Source organism: Pedobacter sp. MC2016-14 (genome assembly GCF_020991475.1).
GTDB lineage: Bacteria > Bacteroidota > Bacteroidia > Sphingobacteriales > Sphingobacteriaceae > Pedobacter.
The window spans coordinates 79,918-97,272 of the sequence record NZ_JAJMPA010000004.1 but is presented as its reverse complement, the minus strand read 5'-3'; the positions used below and the strand labels follow the sequence as shown (position 1 = coordinate 97,272).

Sequence of the window (17,355 nt, the reverse complement as noted above, 5' to 3'; positions counted from 1 at the left end):
AATCATGAACAGAATTTTAACAATCACAGCGGCATTTATGCTTGTTTTTACGCTTGTTGGCCATGCACAAGATCCTGCAAAAAAAAAGAAACCGGGTTTTGGTTTTAATTCCGGGACTATGACCGAACTGAACTTTACGCAAGAACAGAGAGATAAGATCAAGGCGATACAAGTTGAATCGTCTCAAAAGGTAAAGAAAATACAGGAAGATGGTAAAGTGGCTGCTGCAGCATTTGATAAAAGTGTAGACAGTTTGCTTACAGCACCTCAGCGGGTAAAGTTAGCTGAACTTAAAACGGCTCAGGGAAAAGCCTTTAACTTAAATAAAAAAGCCTGTGAAGACCTTGGTGTATCACCTGAAGTAGAACCTAAATTATTGGCCTTGGCGAAGGAGAATCACGTCTTTAGGTGGAAGGGATCACAAGCCTGGGCTAAGATCAATAAAGAGGTGATAGAAGCCCAGTTGGCAGTGCTTACTGAAGAACAAAAGAAAAAAGTGGATGAAATGAAAAAAGCAATCGACGACTATAACAAAAGCATATAATAATTTAACGCAAACCCCTCTCTTTAATGCCGGGTTGTTTATACACCTGGCATTTTACTATTGTATCCAAATATATCAAGATGAACCATCTGTATAAACATGTTATTTTCAGTTTGCTGTTAGTGGTCTTTTTAACAGTAAAAACCGAGTCAATCGCGCAACAACTACCAAAATATTTAAATACAAAATTGGCTACAGAATTGCGGGTAACTGATCTGGTCTCCAGATTAAGTACCGCTCAAAAAATTAAGTTGTTGCGGTATACTTCGACGGAAATTGATAGTAACGGTTTAAAAATCCCCGCATACAACTGGTGGAACGAATGTCTTCATGGTGTTGCAAGGGCTGGAAAGGCAACCGTATTTCCGCAAACTATTGGGATGGCTGCCTCCTGGGACACAAGCCTGATCAACCAAATTTCCTCTGCAATATCTGATGAGGCACGTGCCAAATATGAACAGTTTTCAAGAAATGGAAAAAGGGGAATTTACCAGGGTTTAAACTTTTGGACTCCCAACATCAATATATTCAGAGATCCCAGGTGGGGCAGGGGAATGGAAACCTATGGAGAAGATCCTTGTTTGACCGGCACCCTGTCGGCTTCATTTATCAAAGGGATTCAGGGAAATAACCCCAATTATTTTAAAGCCATTGCCACGGTAAAGCATTTTGTGGTACACAGCGGACCCGAGGCTACACGACATAGTATTAACGCGGAAGTGAGCGACAGGGATCTTTTTGAAACCTATACGCCTGCTTTTAAACAATGTGTGCAGGATGCAAAGGTTTATTCAGTGATGTGTGCGTATAATCGTTTTAGAGGCCAGCCCTGCTGCGGTAACAGCTTTTTGCTAAGTGATCTTTTACGGCACCAATGGGGCTTTAAAGGTTTTATTGTAACCGATTGCTGGGCTATGGCGGATTTTTATACTAAAGGTTCACATGAAGTCTCTGCAAGCCCTGAAGAAGCTTCGGCTATGGCCATAAAAAGCGGAGTTGACCTTGAATGTGGTGATTCTTTTGCGGCTTTGGATGTGGCACTTGCTAAAAAGCTGATTACCGAGGCCGAACTGGATGTGGCATTGAAACGTCTATTTACTGCCAGGTTTAAACTCGGTTTTTTTGATAAGGATGGTGCAGCACCTTATACCAGCATCCCTTACAGCGTGGTAGAATCGAAAGCGCATCAATCACTCGCTTTAAAAGCTGCGCAGAAATCTATTGTATTGCTAAAAAATCAAAACAATCTGCTTCCGCTGTTAAGAAATATAAAAACACTTGCTGTGGTAGGGCCAAATGCAGATGATGGCGATATCTTGCTTGCAAATTACCATGGCTATCCCTCTCAGGTGGTTACACCACTTGAAGGCTTGAAAAACAGGTTACCAAGTACAAAGATCTTATATGCCAAAGGAAGTCGCCATGCGGCAGAAGTGCCGAACCTGGAAGTTATTCCGGCAGATTTTCTATATACAAACGCTGCGGCTACCAAACACGGAATGACAGCGGAATATTTTAAAAGTATAGATTTTACTGGTCGTGCTGCAATTAGCAGAAATGACAAAAACATAAATTTTTATTGGATCAATTCTTTACCCGACAACACTTTTGACAGAGAAAATTTTAGCGTGAAATGGAATGGCTACCTGAAAGCCCCGGTAAGCGGAAAATACAGTTTGGGTTTGTATGGGTACAATGACTGTAAGTTATATGTAAACGACAGTCTGATTGCTACCGTGAATAGTCCGCATGAACCTTACCAGGATTATAAAAACCTGGATTTTAAAGCGGGACAAACCTATAAAATCAGAATTGATTACATTAGCACTAAAGCAGCACCGCTGATCCAGTTAAAATGGTCAAGACCAGACGAGGAACTGGAAGCGCCGGCTCTTGCTATTTGTAAAGAAGCAGATGCCGTGGTGATGGTTATGGGACTTTCTCCAAGATTAGAAGGCGAGGAAATGAGCCTTGAAGTGGATGGGTTTTATAAAGGAGACCGTACTAAGTTGAAACTTCCTGATGTGCAAAGTCAGCTGATCAAAAAAGTACGGGCACTTGGAAAACCAGTTATTTTAGTGCTGGTCAATGGTAGTGCGTTGGCCATAAACTGGGAGAAAGAAAACATTCCTGCCATTGTGGAAGCCTGGTATGGCGGCCAGGAAGCGGGGAATGCAATTGCGGACGTGTTGGTTGGTAACTATAATCCATCTGGCAGGCTCCCTGTTACTTTTTATACTTCTGAAGAGCAGCTTCCACCATTTGAAAACTACGATATGCGAGGCAGAACTTACCGTTACCTGCAAACTAAACCACTATATGAGTTTGGTTACGGTTTAAGTTATACCAATTTTACCTACAGTCAGCTAAAGGCAAATACAAAACAGCCTATTGGTCAAAAAATGGCGGTTAGCATTCAAGTAAAAAATTCAGGAAAACGCGATGGTGAAGAAGTTGTACAGCTATATGTAAACAATCCAGATCCCTTAAAACATCAGGAACGTTATGCTTTAAAAGCTTTTAGAAGGATTTTTTTAAAAAGCCAGGAAAGCGCAGTAGTTACATTTGAGCTAAAACCTGAAGACTTTTCTGTCATCACCAAGGAAGGGAAAAGGACGGTTAAGCCCGGATCATTTACAATTTATGCAGGTGGCAAGCAACCAGAGCTGGATGCTAAAGATACAGGAAACGTATTAAGGACAACCATCACTTTGCAAGGAACAGCAAAAGACCTTAAACTTTAGATTATGGACAATTGGATCAGCAAGATAATTTATACTGCATTACTTTGCGGGCTAAGTGCTTTTTCGGGCTTGGCCCAGAGCTTAGGCAATTATAAAACTATACAGGTAATACCGCAGCAAATAGTATTTACAACAAGTACAGGTAACAGGATTAGTATTAAAGCCTATACTGATCAGGTAATTAGAGTTCAGGTGGCAAAAAATGGGGAGGAGTTTTTAAAAGATAACCATTATGAAATGGTGGCTTCCCATAAAATGACAGGTCAGCTCAAATTTACTGAAAAACCTGGCGTTTTTGAGATTGCAACGTTACCTGTTGCTACCGGAACTGGGATCAGGGTTTACAAAGCTCCTTTTAAAATTGAATTTTATAATCTGGCCAACAATACCTCCTACTTAAAAGATAGTGAAGGTATTAACTGGACGGGAACGGAAATATCTGCAGCATTTGCGGCCGACAAGAATGAACATTTTTGCGGAATGGGACACCAGTCCTTCGGGTTAGTACCTTCTTTAGATTTAAAGGGACAAACGGCGAGGTGCAACTATGGTGATTTTGATTTTAATGAGGACAAAAATTCAAAAGATGGATGGGCAGGGCAAGCATTTTTGACAGTTCCATTTTTTATGTCCAGTAAAGGTTACGGCATCTTTGTAAACAGCACTTTTCCACATCAATTTAATTTTGGGAAGGCTAATAACTATGGTTTTAAAATTGATACTCGTGGTTTTAAAGGTCAGATGGATTATTTTTTCATTCAGGGGCCTCAATTTAAAACAATCTTAGAAAGATATACCAACCTTACAGGGAAGCCACGAATGCCACAAAAATCAATGTTTGGCCTACAGTTGTCAGATAAGGGTGCATCTGATAATGAAGGTGCAGACTGGTGGAAGAAAAAGGTTAAGGAGCATCGTGATGCGGGATACCCTCTGGATCACGTAGTAAATGATAACCGCTGGAGGGCAGGAACCGGTGGATGGTCGGGATCCTGGTTTGAATGGGATAAAACCAGGTATAAAAACCCAAAGGAATATGCAGCGTGGTGCAAAAAAAACGGCCTTACTGTAACCCTGGATTTGAACAGAAATATCACTTCTGCTAGTGAAGGATATAAGCCTTCCTATAATTTGCGAAATGCAGAAAAAGTAAGGGAACCATTTTCTGTTCCCGATTACTCAAGTAAAGAAGTACGTAACTGGCTTTGGTCACTCTTCTGGAAAAAATCCTTAAACCCGGCATTGCAATATCCTGGTGATGCCATATGGATGGACGAGATAGATGAAATGACAAATATTCCGGATACCAGCATTTGTGCGGATGGAAGAAGTTGGGCGGAAAATAGAAACTATTACCCATTTCTGGTTGCAAAAGCGGTGGTGCAGGAAGGTTGGGACAATGAAAATAAAAACATCCCTGCAGGTATAGGTGAAGCCGAAAGGCCTTTTGCATGGTGCAGGGGAATGCTGGCTGGTGGACAGCGCTATGCTACCCATTGGTCTGGTGATTTAAAGTGCAGTTATAGCTGGATGCAGCAGACTATCCGTGGGATGCAGACATCGGGCTTATCTGGTTTTCCTTATTTTAACCATGATGCGGGAGGCTTTAGAGCGCCTGGGCCGGATGATGGAATGTATATTCAATGGGCACTGGCGATGGGAAGTTTTTCTCCAATATGGCGCCCTCATGGTATGGGAGAAAACAGGCGCTGGCCTTTAGACCGATCTAAAGTATGTCAGGATGCGGCTACAAAATATGCCACGCTACGCTACCAGATGATGCCTTACATTTATAGCATGGCCTATCAGGCATATGCAAAAGGTACCCCTATGGCCCGCGCAATGGTAGTAGATTACCAAAATCAACAAGATGCCTGGGCGCATGATCAGCAGTACATGTGGGGAGATGCACTGCTGGTAGCACCAAATACCTCTTCCAGAGATTCTATAGTGTCTGTGTGGTTACCTGCTGGGCAAAACTGGTATAGCTTTTGGAACGACAAAAAATTCAATGGCGGGCAGGTGATTCAGTTTCCCGCAAAGTTTGGAGAGTTGCCCGTATTTGTAAAAGAAGGCGCAATTATTCCTAAACATGCATTTGCCAAAAGTACTTTTTGGATTAAACCAGGTACATTAATACTAGATATTTATCCAGGCAAAAATGGTGCATATACGCTATATGAGGATGATGGACTAACCGAGCGTTATAAAACTAAAAACGAAAGAAGGTTTACTGAAATTTTGTACAATGATAAGGGTAGTCAGGTTATAGTGAAAGCTGCAAAAGGCTTTTATTCTAAAGCGCCTGAAAACAGAACTTATCAGCTAATGTTACATGGTATAAACGGTATCACGGTAATAAATACCATTAAGCATACCATACATAAAGACCTGATAATTCCTTTAAAATGAAAGACCTAGCAAAACGTTTTCCGCAAAATCCATTATTGAGCCCTTTAGACTTAAAGCCTAGTCGCCCGGGACTGCAAATTACTTGTCTGCTAAACCCCGGTGTTTTTACCTTTCAGGGTAAAACCTGGATGCTTGTACGTGTTGCAGAACGTCCTGCACAAAAGGATGGTTTCATTTCGTTTCCAGTATTAACAGAAAATGGAACAGACATCATTGAACTGTCACTTGACGACCCGGATTTGAATACTGATGATCCAAGGGTGATCCGCTATAGAAATGCTGACTTTCTAACTACGCTATCTCATTTGAGGTTATTGAGCAGTGAGGATGGCCTGCACTTTACCGAACCGCTAGGTTATCCATTGTTGCAGGGTATAGGCAAGCAGGAAACTTTTGGTATAGAAGACTGTAGGGTAACAAAGTTAGAAGATACGTATTACCTCACCTTTACCTCAGTTTCTGAAGACGGTGTAGGTGTAGGTTTAAAAACTACAAAAGACTGGAAAACCTTTCATTCAGAAGGAATGATTATTCCTCCTCATAATAAGGACTGTGCTATTTTTGAAGAGAAAATTAATGGCAAGTTCTATGCACTGCACCGGCCAAGCAGTGTAGATCTTGGAGGTAATTATATTTGGCTGGCAGAATCTCCGGATGGAATACACTGGGGTAGACATAAATGTATTGCAAAAACAAGGGCTGGACAGTGGGACAGCAAGAGAGTTGGTGCTGGTGCCGCACCGATTAAAACAGCTCAAGGCTGGCTGGAAATTTACCACGGGGCAAACGCAGAGCATAGGTATTGTCTGGGTGCTTTTTTGTTAGACCTTAATGACCCTTCTATTTTACTGGCGAGAACAGACGATCCCATCATGGTACCAATTGAAAATTACGAAACGAGTGGCTTTTTCGGACATGTAGTTTTTACGAATGGACATGTGGTGGATGGGGATGAAATTACGATTTATTATGGAGCTGCTGATGAGTATGTCTGCGGCGCAAAATTTTCAATTGCGGAGGTTTTATCCGCGTTAATCTATGATGATGCTAAACAAACTTAAAGCTGAAATTCAGCATTTTAAAGATCAATCGCATAATTTTAAAATACTTACCCTTACCAATCTTGTGTATGGGATAGTACTCCCTGTTATTGATATTTTTGTGGCAGCGTATGTAATGCGAAATTCTAATGACCCTTCTAAAGTGGTGGTGTATCAACTGACAATTTATACAGGTATACCGATCACTTTTTTAATAAATGGTTGGCTATTGAACAAATTCCCTATCAAGATATTATACTCTTTGGGCATGGTGCTTAGCGGGGTATCTATGATGATCATGATGTCTTTAAAAACGCTGGACATTACAGGCATTGGTATTGCGGGTATTGTGATGGGCATGTCATTTGGATTTTATTGGGCCAATAGGGATTTTCTTGCCCTGGCTACTACAGACGATAAAAACAGGAATTACTATTATGGTTTGGAGACCTTTTTTTATACCATTATTGCGGTAGTGATCCCTTTTTTAATAGGATGGTACATCGCCGTATATGCCAATGTTGGCGATTCTAAGTTTGCCTATAAAGTGATCACTGGCGTAGTGCTAATAGTTACATTGGGTGCTTCTATAATGTGCTTTAAGGGAGAATTTAAAAATCCGGTGCAGAAAAAGTTTTTATACCTAAAGTTTGATCCATACTGGTATAAGTTAATGTTTTTGGCCGTGTTAAAAGGATTGGTGCAAGGATTTTTGGTTACGGCTCCTGCAATGCTCATTATGTTACTTGTAGGAAATGAGGGTACTTTAGGCACTATACAGTCAATAGGGGCTATTTTTGCTGCTGTACTCATGTATATCATTGGACGCAATACGCAACCCTCACATAGGTTATATGTTTTTGGAACAGGTTTGGTTTTGTTTACCGTAGCGGCGTTAATTAATGGGGTTTTGTTTAGTACTCTGGGCGTAATGCTGTTTATGTTATTTCTTTTGCTGGCTAAACCGCTGTTGGATCTGGCTTATTTTCCTATACAGTTTAGTGTAATTGATATCCTGAGCAAAAAGGAAAACCGCAATGAGTTTGCTTATTTTCTAAATCATGAAGCAGGATTGTATGTAGGAAGATTAGCTGGTGCCGGAACATTTTTGCTGATGGCTTATGCCTTTTCCAATGAAATTGCATTGCGTTATGCCATCATTATTGTGGCTGTGCTGCAACTAGGCTCTTACTGGATTGCTAAGGGGATTATCCGTCAGGGTAAGTTGATGGTTGAGACTGTTTCTGCGAAACAATAGATTGATTCTACGCAGTATTTTCTATGTGACGATTGGGGCTTAGTTAAACAAAAGCCTCAATTTTGAGGTTATAACCTCTATAATTATTCCGTTATGTTAGAAAATAAATCCCTGGTAGAAGATCCAAAGAAGGGCAGTTCACGGCGTGATTTCCTTAAAAAGTCCTCAGTTATTACTGCTATTGCACTCACGCCAGCTGCTGCAGTGAAAGCCTCAGATCTAAGGCTTGACGAAAAATTTTCGGATGCAATAGAACAAATGCCTTTGAGCCTTCAAATTAATGGCCAGCCTTATCAGCTTAAGGTAGAGCCATGTACCACTTTACTGGATCTTTTAAGGGAGAAACTTAAACTTACGGGTACTAAAAAAGGTTGCGATCAGGGACAATGTGGTGCATGCACAGTGCACATTGATGGCGTAAGAACAAACTCCTGCCTTACTTTAGCAGTTATGCATGAAGGCGCCAAAATTACGACTATAGAAGGACTTGCAGATGGCCGGAAATTGCATCCCATGCAAGAGGCATTTATTAAACATGATGCCTTACAATGCGGATACTGCACGCCGGGACAAATCATGTCTGCAGTGGCCTGTATACAGGAAGGGCATGCCAATTCGGAAATGGAGATCAGAGAATTTATGAGCGGCAATATTTGCCGTTGTGGTGCCTATGCGAATATAGTGAACGCTATACAGGAAGTAAAGGGGGGCAGGTCATGAACAATTTTCAATACAGCAGGGTTAATAATCCATCATCAGCTTTAGCGGAGTTGGCTAAAAAGCCAAATGCCAAACTTCTTGCAGGTGGTACTAACCTGATAGACCTGATGAAATATGGTGTTATGGCACCAGACAGATTAATTGACATCAACCAGCTGCCTTATAATGAAGTGGTAAAAAGTAACGGTATGTTGCACATTGGTAGCACAGTGCGAAACAGCATAGCTTCAGCGAATCCACTTGTACTACAGCACCAGCCATTGCTTTCGCAGGCTATGTTGTCAGGGGCTTCCGCTCAATTGCGGAATAAAGCAACCATGGGAGGTAACTTATTGCAGCGAACAAGGTGTCCATATTTTTACGATACTAGTGCCCCATGTAATAAAAGAACACCAGGTACTGGTTGCAGTGCATTAGCAGGATACAATAGGATGCATGCTATTTTTGGTGCAAGCGATTCTTGTATTGCGGTTAATCCGAGTGATATGAACGTGGCCTTAGTAGCACTTGATGCGATTATTGTAGTTACCGGACCAAAAGGAGAACGTAAAATTAACATGGCAGACTTTCACCGCTTGCCAGGCAATAATCCCGAGCTTGACAGTACGCTTGACAAAAGAGAAATCATTACTGTAATCAGCATTCCAGATCATAAACTTAGTAAGACTACTTATCTGAAAGTGCGCGACCGTACTTCTTATGCTTTTGCACTAGTTTCAGTAGCGGTAGCTTTAGAAATGGAAGGCGCTGTGATCAAAGATATAAGGTTGGCGATGGGAGGGGTGGCCCACAAGCCATGGCGTCTGCTTTCTGCAGAACAGTTACTAAAAGGCAAAATAGCCTCAGTTGCCAATTTTAAAATGGCCGCAGCAATAGCTATGGAGGGAGCAAAAGCGTATCAACACAATGCTTTTAAACTTAAACTTGCCCCAAATTCAATTCTTCAGGCCTTAAAAACAGCATCAGGAATAAAAGCATAACCATGGAAAAAATGACTATAGACAGGGTAGATGCCCGGGCCAAAGTTACAGGTGCAGCAAAATATTCAGCCGAAATACAATTGCCGGACTTAACTTATGCCGTATTGGTAGAAAGTACAATTGGACAGGGTACGATTAAAAATTTAGCTACTAAAAAGGCAGAATGGGCACCGGGGGTTATAGCTGTGATTTCACATTTGAATACTCCCGGCGTACCGGAATATAAACTACCAGATCAAAGTAAAACTCAGAAACAGTTAAAAGTTTTTAACGACGCAAACATCTATTTTAATGGTCAACCTATAGCAGTTGTTATAGCAGACACACTGGAACGCGCACAATATGCGGCATCCTTAGTAGAAGTTACCTATGCAAAAGAAATCCATATCAGCAATCTGGAAGCGAACCTGGCGAGGGCTACAGCGCCAAAAAATGCGAAAGCAAATCCTAAAGCCTTTACTGCAGATTTTGTACGGGGTAAAGCGGCCGCCTGGAAGGATGCGGAATTTAAACTGGAAGAAGAATATATTCAGCCTTCGGAAGTTCATCATCCTATGGAATTACATTCCATCATTGCAAATTGGGAAGCAGAAGACAAATTGACCTTAGTAGATAAAACTCAGGGTTCACAGCAAACTGCAGCCAGCATTGCTAAATCTTTCCAGCTTCCTGTAGAAAATGTAAAAGTACTGGCTACCTATGTTGGTGGTGCTTTTGGATCAGCATTACGCGTGTGGCCGCATGAGATTATCGCTATTTTAGCTGCTAAAAAGGTTAAAAAGCCGGTAAAACTCGTTTTGCACCGAAACCAGATGTCGTATATGGTAGGCTACCGGCCGCATACTATACAAAAAGTTGCGATCGGTGCTGCAAAGGACGGCAAATTGCTGGGTATTTCGCATGAATCTTTTGGTAAAACCTCCATGTATGAAGAGTTTACGGAGAATGTATTGCAAATGACGCGGATGATGTATGATGTGCCAAATATTGATACGAAATACAGAATTGTGCCTTTAAATGTTAGTACGCCTGCACCAATGCGCGGGCCCGGAGAGGCTACGGGATCTTTTGCACTGGAGTGCGCATTGGATGAACTTTCTTATCAATTGGATCTGGATCCGATACAATTGCGGATAGTTAACTATGCTGCAGAAGATCCGGATAAAAAATTACCCTGGTCCAGCAATTACCTGAAGGAATGTTATCGTTTAGGAGCGGAAAAGATAGGCTGGAATAAACGCAGGCCTATAGCGGGCAGTGTGCAGGAGGGCGAGTGGAAAATAGGATATGGAATGGCTACGGGTACATTTGGAGCGTTTAGGAGTGCCGCTACGGTAAAAGCAATTTTAAATCCAGATGGTTCTTTGCTGCTGCAATCAGCGATTGCCGATATTGGACCGGGAACCGCTACTGCCATGACTGCAATTGCAGCCGAGCATATTGGATTACCAGTAGAGAAAATCACCTTCCAACTGGGCAATTCCAGCTTTCCTAAAGCACCAATGCAGGGAGGATCAAATTCACTGGCTACAGTTGGATCTGCAACTGTGGCAGCATGTACAAATTTAAAGTTGGAACTTGCCAAACGTGCTGCCAAACAAAAACCAGATTGGATGAATGCCTTACCAGAAAATGTAAAAATTGAAGGCAGTTTGCTGGTAAATACTTATGATAAACCAACCAAAGTAAACTTAAGTTCTTTATTTGAATCTGGAGCAACAGAACTAATTGTAGAAGGTAGCGCAGCCCAAGGTGATGAAAAGAACAAATACTCATTTTATTCTTATTCTGTTCACTTTATAGAAGCCCATGTTCATGAACTTACGGGCGTAGTGCGAATAAAAAATGCGGTTTCTGTAGTAGATTGCGGTACTGTAGTAAGTCCGAAAACAGCCAGAAGCCAGTTGATGGGTGGGATTGTGGGTGGTATAGGTATGGCTTTAATGGAAGAAGCTGTAATTGACGACCGCAGCGGGCGTACGGTTAATGCCAGTTTTGGCGATTATCATGTGCCTGTTAATGCCGACATTCCGCAAATGGAAATGATATTTGTAAATCAAAAGGATCCCTACCTAAATCCAATGGGTTCTAAAGGCTTGGGTGAGGTGGTCATAATAGGTGTTGCACCGGCAGTAGCTAATGCTGTGTATAATGCAACAGGCAAACGCGTAAGGCATTTGCCTATTACACCAGATAAATTAATTTAAATGCTCATTTATACCTGCTCTAAAGGCAACTGTCTTGATTTAGGGCCTGTTTGTTTTAAAGTATGTTTAACAGGATCCTGGACTAGTTCCGGGCTTCCTGTTAAATGATCTGCCGTCTTTTTAACATGGCTTCTAATATCATCTACCAGATGCTCTTTTATCTCTAACGATTTCCTCTTTTTAAAGATACCTGTCAGGTCTGTAAAAATATCTGAAACAAAACCTCTTGCTTTACTTCCGCTTTGTGGGGTAAACAATGTACTTATTACTGCACCAACGGCAATGCCGGTAATTAACGCCACCGCGGGCAATGACGAGTCAACTTTTCTAAATTTCATAAGATCTGTTTTTTCATTTAACACATAACAAGAGAAAGTGTTTTTCATCTTATCATGACCCGCAGCCTACCACGTTTTAAACAATCACAGATTAATCGCAGTTAGAAGACAGATAAATCACACATCAAACGCATACAATATGTGCCATTGATGTGTGATTTATGTGCGATTGATGTGTGATTGATCTGTGATTTATTAAATCATGTCCCGAAATTGATCGTGATAACAGTAATGATTACTTAACACCGGCTTAATTTTAGGCCCTTACTTTTGTGGCATAAATATTTGGTTAGTATTTATAAAGTTTAGGTTTAGTTGATAAACAAAATGCCCAGGATGGATGTCCTGGGCATTTATTTTTTTAGCTAAAATTTCATCTTACAGGTTCTTACCAATTTTCTCCAGCATTTCAGCGGGAATGTTCCTGGTATCTACAACGAGAAATCCATCCAGACAATCAGAAAATTTAGGGTCTATATTGAAACAGATGATTTTGGCATTTAAATTCATATATTGCCTTAACAGCACTGGTATTTTAATATGGTTGTTCTCAATATCAGAAATAAGGCTATCCAGGTCTTTCAGTGACTCACTGCTTTCAACAAGAAGATCGGTATCTATAGGAGAAAGGTCTGCTTTAAATTTGTTTTTTGGCTTTACATAGTGAGCAAGGTCATAATCAAAATGATTTTTCGTTATGTAATCTACAATAAGCGATTTTGATAATTTAGAGAAATTATTGCTAATGCTTACAGGCCCAAACATATATCGATACTGGGGATTATCTAGTAAATACTTTAAAATACCTTTCCACAGTAAAAAAAGTGGTAAGGGTTTTTGCTGATACTCTTTCCTGATCCAGGAACGGCCAAGCTCAATACCCTGCCTTAAAATAGGATAAAACGGTTCTTTAATTTTAAACAATTCTGAGAGGTAAAAACCTCTTCTGCCCATGGTGTTTAAGATTTCGTCGCCTTTGCCTATACGGTAGGCGCCTACTATGTTTTGCTTTTCTTTATCCCAGATAAAAAGATGATGGTAGTAAATATCGTAATTATCAAGGTCTATTTTTTTATTTGTACCCTCACCAACTTCGCGGAAAGTGATTTCACGCAGCCGGCCGATTTCCCTTAAAATATTAGGTATGTTGGCTGTTGGGGTAATGTATACCTCATAGTTTTTTTCAGACCAGTACTTGAAGCTTTCCAGTTGTTCCACCTCTTCGGCAAGAAGCTCAGGTGATGTTTCTGCGATAACAGCTTCCGGTTTTTTTTTAATCTTAAAAAGGCTAATGGGGTTAAACAGTTTCTTTTCCTGTTCCAGACCTGTAGCTAAGGCATACGTGCGGGCACGAAGAAAGTCCAGTAATTTATTCGTGTTGTTGCGGTACGAGATGTCTTCAATATGGATGGGTTTTCCGATTCTTACTTTTATTTTAAGGCCTTGTTTGTTCAGGAATTCGGATGGTAACTTAGCGGTACGAAGTGTAGGGTGTATGAAACTAAGGATATTAAAAAGTACGCCATTATTGCCATGAAAATAAATGGGTACTACTGGTACCTTTGCTCTTGCAATGAGTTTTCCAACTACAGGATGCCAGATCCGGTCGGTGATTTCTTGTTTATCTAAACTAAAAGTTGAAACCTCTCCTGCGGGGAAAATGCCGACAGGTGTACCAGCTTTTAGGAGGTCAAAAGTAGCTTTTAATCCGCTGATGCTGGATGAGTGCTGTACATTCTCAAATGGATTAACTGCAACAAAGAACTCAGTGAGGTTAGGGATTTTGTTCAGGATAAAATTAACCATAACTTTTGCCTCCGGCCTTACCGTACACAGTAACTTAACCAGTGCCAGTCCTTCAATACCTCCATATGGATGGTTGGCAATGGCGATAAAACCGCCTGTTTTAGGTATATTTTTAAAATCGTCTTGATCAAAATCGATTGACACCCCAATTGTTTCCAGAATTTTGTCTACGAACTCTAAGCCATTGAAATGTTGGTTTTGAGAGAAAACTTTATTAATGTCATTTAATTTCATTACTTCCATTAGTAAGGCCGCCAGTCCTGGAACGCCCAGTTTATCTATTTTGGTAGCTTTAGCGAACTCTTTGGTTGTTATGATCTTCATCCAGATTGTTTGTATAATGAATTTGTTAGCAAATTCAAAAATAAGATTAATATTCTTAAATATGAGTAGTACATTAGCAGAGTTTGATTAATGTGCTGAAAATGGTAAAAGAATGGCTGTACAAATACTTCGATTTAAGTAAACGCGAGTTTAATGGATTGATGTCATTAGCGGTTATTTTAATTGTTGTAATGGCAGCACCCGAAATTTCTAACCTTCTTTTTCCATACCAGCACAATGTGGCAGCCGAAAATTTGGCTATTCAGGAACTTGAACTCGAGAATTCTGAGCCATATCCTCATGCTAAAAAAGCAGACGGTCAAAAAACTGGAGATTTGGATTTTTTTGACCCTAATACTATTGGATTGGATGGCTGGCAGAAACTTGGACTTTCAGAGAAACAGGCCCGGGTAATTCTAAATTACAGAGATAAAGGGGGCAAATTTCGCAATCCAGACGATTTAAAAAAAATGTATTCCATAAGTAGAAGCAAGTATGCGGAGCTCCTTCCTTATATTAGGATGGAGACTGTGACTGCAAAGACTAATTACGGAAGTTTTGGTAGCACTAACAAGGCTTATTTGGCTAAAAAATCTGATCCTGAAATCATCGAAGTGAATGGTGCCGATACGCTGTTACTTGATAAAATAAAGGGTGTAGGGCCGGTTTTTGCACGAAGAATTATAAAATATAGAGATAGGCTTGGAGGATTTTACAAAAAGGAACAGTTAATGGAAGTTTTTGGACTGGATTCGGTGAAGTTTGACGAAATCAAAAATCAGGTTGATATAGATGTATCATTGCTTAGAAGGATCAATATCAATAGCGCTGTTGTGGAAGATTTTAAAAATCATCCTTACATCCGCTACAAACAAGTAAATGCATTGATACAATACAGAAAACAGCATGGAAATTATACTGATATTGAGGACTTAAAAAAGGTGGCCATTTTGACCCCGGAATTAATTGTGCAGCTGAAACCTTATCTTTCTTTTAAATGATGATAGCATCTAAAATAAAACAAGCCATACGCGATGTGGCGGATTTTCCCAAACCAGGAATCGTATTTAAAGACATTACTCCTATATTAAAAGACTCACGCTTATGTGCAGAGATTACCGCTTCATTGGCGAACCAGCTTAACGGATTGAAGATTGATGTGGTAGCAGGTATAGAAAGTCGGGGTTTCCTGTTTGGGATGTCTCTGGCGCAGGCCTTGAACGTGCCATTTGTGCCAATTAGGAAAGCGGGGAAGCTGCCACACAAAACCATCCAGTATGCTTATGCACTGGAATATGGAAATGCGGTACTGGAATTGCATGAGGATTCTTTATTGCCGGGTCAACGTGTTTTGATTCATGATGATTTACTGGCTACAGGCGGTACAGTAGTGGCAGCGTCTGAATTGATTCAAAAATTAAATGCTGTAGTTGCTGGGTATTCTTTTATCATTTCTCTGGATTTTTTGAATGGAAAGGAGCGGTTGATGGCCTACTCTCCCAATCATTTTGCGCTTGCAGCATATTAACTTCAAAAAAAATATAAGTTTTTTTCCTCCTTTTTTGGCATATTAATCTATATGGTTTAAAACAGGAATGCGGTTAATGAACTGAATACCGTTTCGTTCTGTTTTTAAGCTTATTTTTTGCTTGCTAACCGTGTGATTTTATTTGTTTATCATTGTCCCGTTCAAAGAAAAACATATGCAAAAAATGATTGATCATATTCCAGGATTTAATTTTGCTGTTTCCGAAAACCAGGAACTGGTTAGGGGGATGGTTAAAGATTTTGCCGAGAAGAACATTCGTGCTAAGCTCATGGAATGGGATGAAAATCAGTATTTTCCTGTTGATGTATTTAAAAAACTTGGTGCGCTGGGTTTGATGGGGGTATTGGTTCCAGAGGAATATGGAGGATCTGGATTTGGATATCAGGAGTATGTTGATGTGATTGTAGAGATTGCTAAAGTATGTGGATCTATTGGATTGTCATTAGCTGCGCACAATTCCTTGTGTACGGGGCATATCCTTGCATTTGCAAATGAGGAACAAAAATTAAGATGGTTGCCCAAACTGGCCACGGCAGAGTGGATTGGAGCCTGGGGTTTAACGGAAGCAAATACCGGTTCTGATGCCTTGAGGATGATGACCACTGCAATTTTGGACGGAGACCATTATGTGATAAACGGTGCAAAGAACTGGATTACACATGGGAAATCTGGTGATGTGGCTGTTGTGATGGTACGGACCGGAGATAAAGGAAGTGCTAAAGGTATTTCTGCGCTTGTTGTAGAGCGCGGTACACCTGGTTTTTCTGCCGGTAAAAAGGAGAACAAATTGGGTATGCGTGCTTCTGAAACTACAGAAATGATATTTGACAACTGCCGGGTGCCAGCAGCCAATTTGCTGGGTAATGTTGGTGATGGCTTTAAACAAGCAATGAAGGTGCTGGATGGCGGCAGGATTTCTATAGCGGCACTTGCATTAGGCATTGCAAAAGGTGCCTACGAGGCGGCCTTGGCATATGCACAGGAAAGACATCAGTTTGGACAAGCCATATCAAATTTTCAGGCTATTAGTTTTAAACTTGCGGATATGGCCACGGAGATTGAAGCTGCCGAATTGTTAATTCGCCAGGCTGCGGATATGAAAAACCGAGGACTTAAAATGACAAAAGAGTCTGCAATGGCAAAATATTTTGCTTCGGAGGTTTCGGTGCGGGTGGCAACCGATGCAGTGCAAATCTTTGGTGGATATGGTTATACGAAGGATTTTCCCGTAGAAAAGTTTTACAGAGACAGCAAATTGTGCACTATTGGCGAGGGGACTTCTGAAATTCAGAAAATAGTTATTGCAAGAGAAATATTAAATGCTTAATCTTACAAACTCAAAAATATAATTTCGACTATTCTAACCAAATATACTATTTATCCGGTGCACCTGTAGGGCACCGGATTTTTTTTGAAATGGAAATTCTATTTTT

13 protein-coding genes are annotated in these 17,355 nt (G+C 40.6%); 11 read left to right on the top strand and 2 right to left on the bottom strand.

Annotated features, from left to right (window positions below; genetic code table 11):
* Window positions 1-4: 4 nt before the first annotated feature.
* The 8 genes from LPB86_RS18970 (at window position 5) to LPB86_RS18935 (ending at window position 11,905) form a co-directional block, all read left to right on the top strand.
* Window positions 5-544, top strand: coding sequence for a hypothetical protein (locus LPB86_RS18970; RefSeq protein ID WP_230692989.1), 540 nt, complete (start codon window positions 5-7; stop codon window positions 542-544).
* Between the two features lie 80 nt (window positions 545-624).
* On the top strand, window positions 625-3,288 hold the full coding sequence (locus tag LPB86_RS18965) for a glycoside hydrolase family 3 protein (protein WP_230692988.1): 2,664 nt from the start codon (window positions 625-627) through the stop codon (window positions 3,286-3,288).
* A 3-nt stretch (window positions 3,289-3,291) separates the two neighbouring features.
* The gene (locus LPB86_RS18960; RefSeq protein ID WP_230692987.1) at window positions 3,292-5,700 is read left to right on the top strand and encodes a TIM-barrel domain-containing protein; all 2,409 of its coding nucleotides are present in this window, start codon (window positions 3,292-3,294) and stop codon (window positions 5,698-5,700) included.
* Window positions 5,697-6,761, top strand: a complete 1,065-nt coding sequence (locus tag LPB86_RS18955; protein ID WP_230692986.1) for a glycoside hydrolase family 130 protein — start codon at window positions 5,697-5,699, stop codon at window positions 6,759-6,761. Before LPB86_RS18960 ends, LPB86_RS18955 begins: the two co-directional genes overlap by 4 nt.
* Window positions 6,739-7,998 (top strand): MFS transporter, encoded by a 1,260-nt coding sequence (locus LPB86_RS18950; RefSeq protein ID WP_230692985.1) that lies wholly within the window; start codon window positions 6,739-6,741, stop codon window positions 7,996-7,998. The genes LPB86_RS18955 and LPB86_RS18950 overlap by 23 nt, the downstream gene beginning before the upstream one ends.
* A gap of 93 nt (window positions 7,999-8,091) precedes the next feature.
* The gene (locus tag LPB86_RS18945; protein ID WP_230692984.1) at window positions 8,092-8,718 is read left to right on the top strand and encodes a (2Fe-2S)-binding protein; all 627 of its coding nucleotides are present in this window, start codon (window positions 8,092-8,094) and stop codon (window positions 8,716-8,718) included.
* Window positions 8,715-9,698 (top strand): xanthine dehydrogenase family protein subunit M, encoded by a 984-nt coding sequence (locus LPB86_RS18940; RefSeq protein WP_230692983.1) that lies wholly within the window; start codon window positions 8,715-8,717, stop codon window positions 9,696-9,698. The genes LPB86_RS18945 and LPB86_RS18940 overlap by 4 nt, the downstream gene beginning before the upstream one ends.
* 2 nt (window positions 9,699-9,700) lie before the next feature.
* Window positions 9,701-11,905: a xanthine dehydrogenase family protein molybdopterin-binding subunit gene (locus tag LPB86_RS18935; RefSeq protein WP_230692982.1), complete on the top strand. Its 2,205-nt coding sequence runs from the start codon at window positions 9,701-9,703 to the stop codon at window positions 11,903-11,905.
* Window positions 11,906-11,913: 8 nt separating this feature from the next.
* Here the strand turns inward: LPB86_RS18935 and LPB86_RS18930 are convergent, their stop codons facing one another.
* Both LPB86_RS18930 and LPB86_RS18925 read right to left on the bottom strand, forming a co-directional pair.
* Window positions 11,914-12,243 (bottom strand): YtxH domain-containing protein, encoded by a 330-nt coding sequence (locus LPB86_RS18930; RefSeq protein ID WP_230692981.1) that lies wholly within the window; start codon window positions 12,241-12,243, stop codon window positions 11,914-11,916.
* 378 nt (window positions 12,244-12,621) lie between these two features.
* Window positions 12,622-14,373 (bottom strand): lysophospholipid acyltransferase family protein, encoded by a 1,752-nt coding sequence (locus tag LPB86_RS18925; protein ID WP_230692980.1) that lies wholly within the window; start codon window positions 14,371-14,373, stop codon window positions 12,622-12,624.
* A gap of 101 nt (window positions 14,374-14,474) precedes the next feature.
* Between LPB86_RS18925 and LPB86_RS18920 the strand changes: the two genes are divergently transcribed.
* The 3 genes from LPB86_RS18920 (at window position 14,475) to LPB86_RS18910 (ending at window position 17,249) form a co-directional block, all read left to right on the top strand.
* Entirely contained in the window at window positions 14,475-15,374 is a 900-nt protein-coding gene (locus tag LPB86_RS18920) for a ComEA family DNA-binding protein (protein WP_230692979.1), read from the top strand.
* Window positions 15,374-15,901, top strand: a complete 528-nt coding sequence (locus LPB86_RS18915) for an adenine phosphoribosyltransferase (protein ID WP_230693219.1) — start codon at window positions 15,374-15,376, stop codon at window positions 15,899-15,901. The genes LPB86_RS18920 and LPB86_RS18915 overlap by 1 nt, the downstream gene beginning before the upstream one ends.
* A 184-nt stretch (window positions 15,902-16,085) precedes the next feature.
* On the top strand, window positions 16,086-17,249 hold the full coding sequence (locus LPB86_RS18910; RefSeq protein WP_370632870.1) for an acyl-CoA dehydrogenase family protein: 1,164 nt from the start codon (window positions 16,086-16,088) through the stop codon (window positions 17,247-17,249).
* Window positions 17,250-17,355 lie beyond the last annotated feature (106 nt).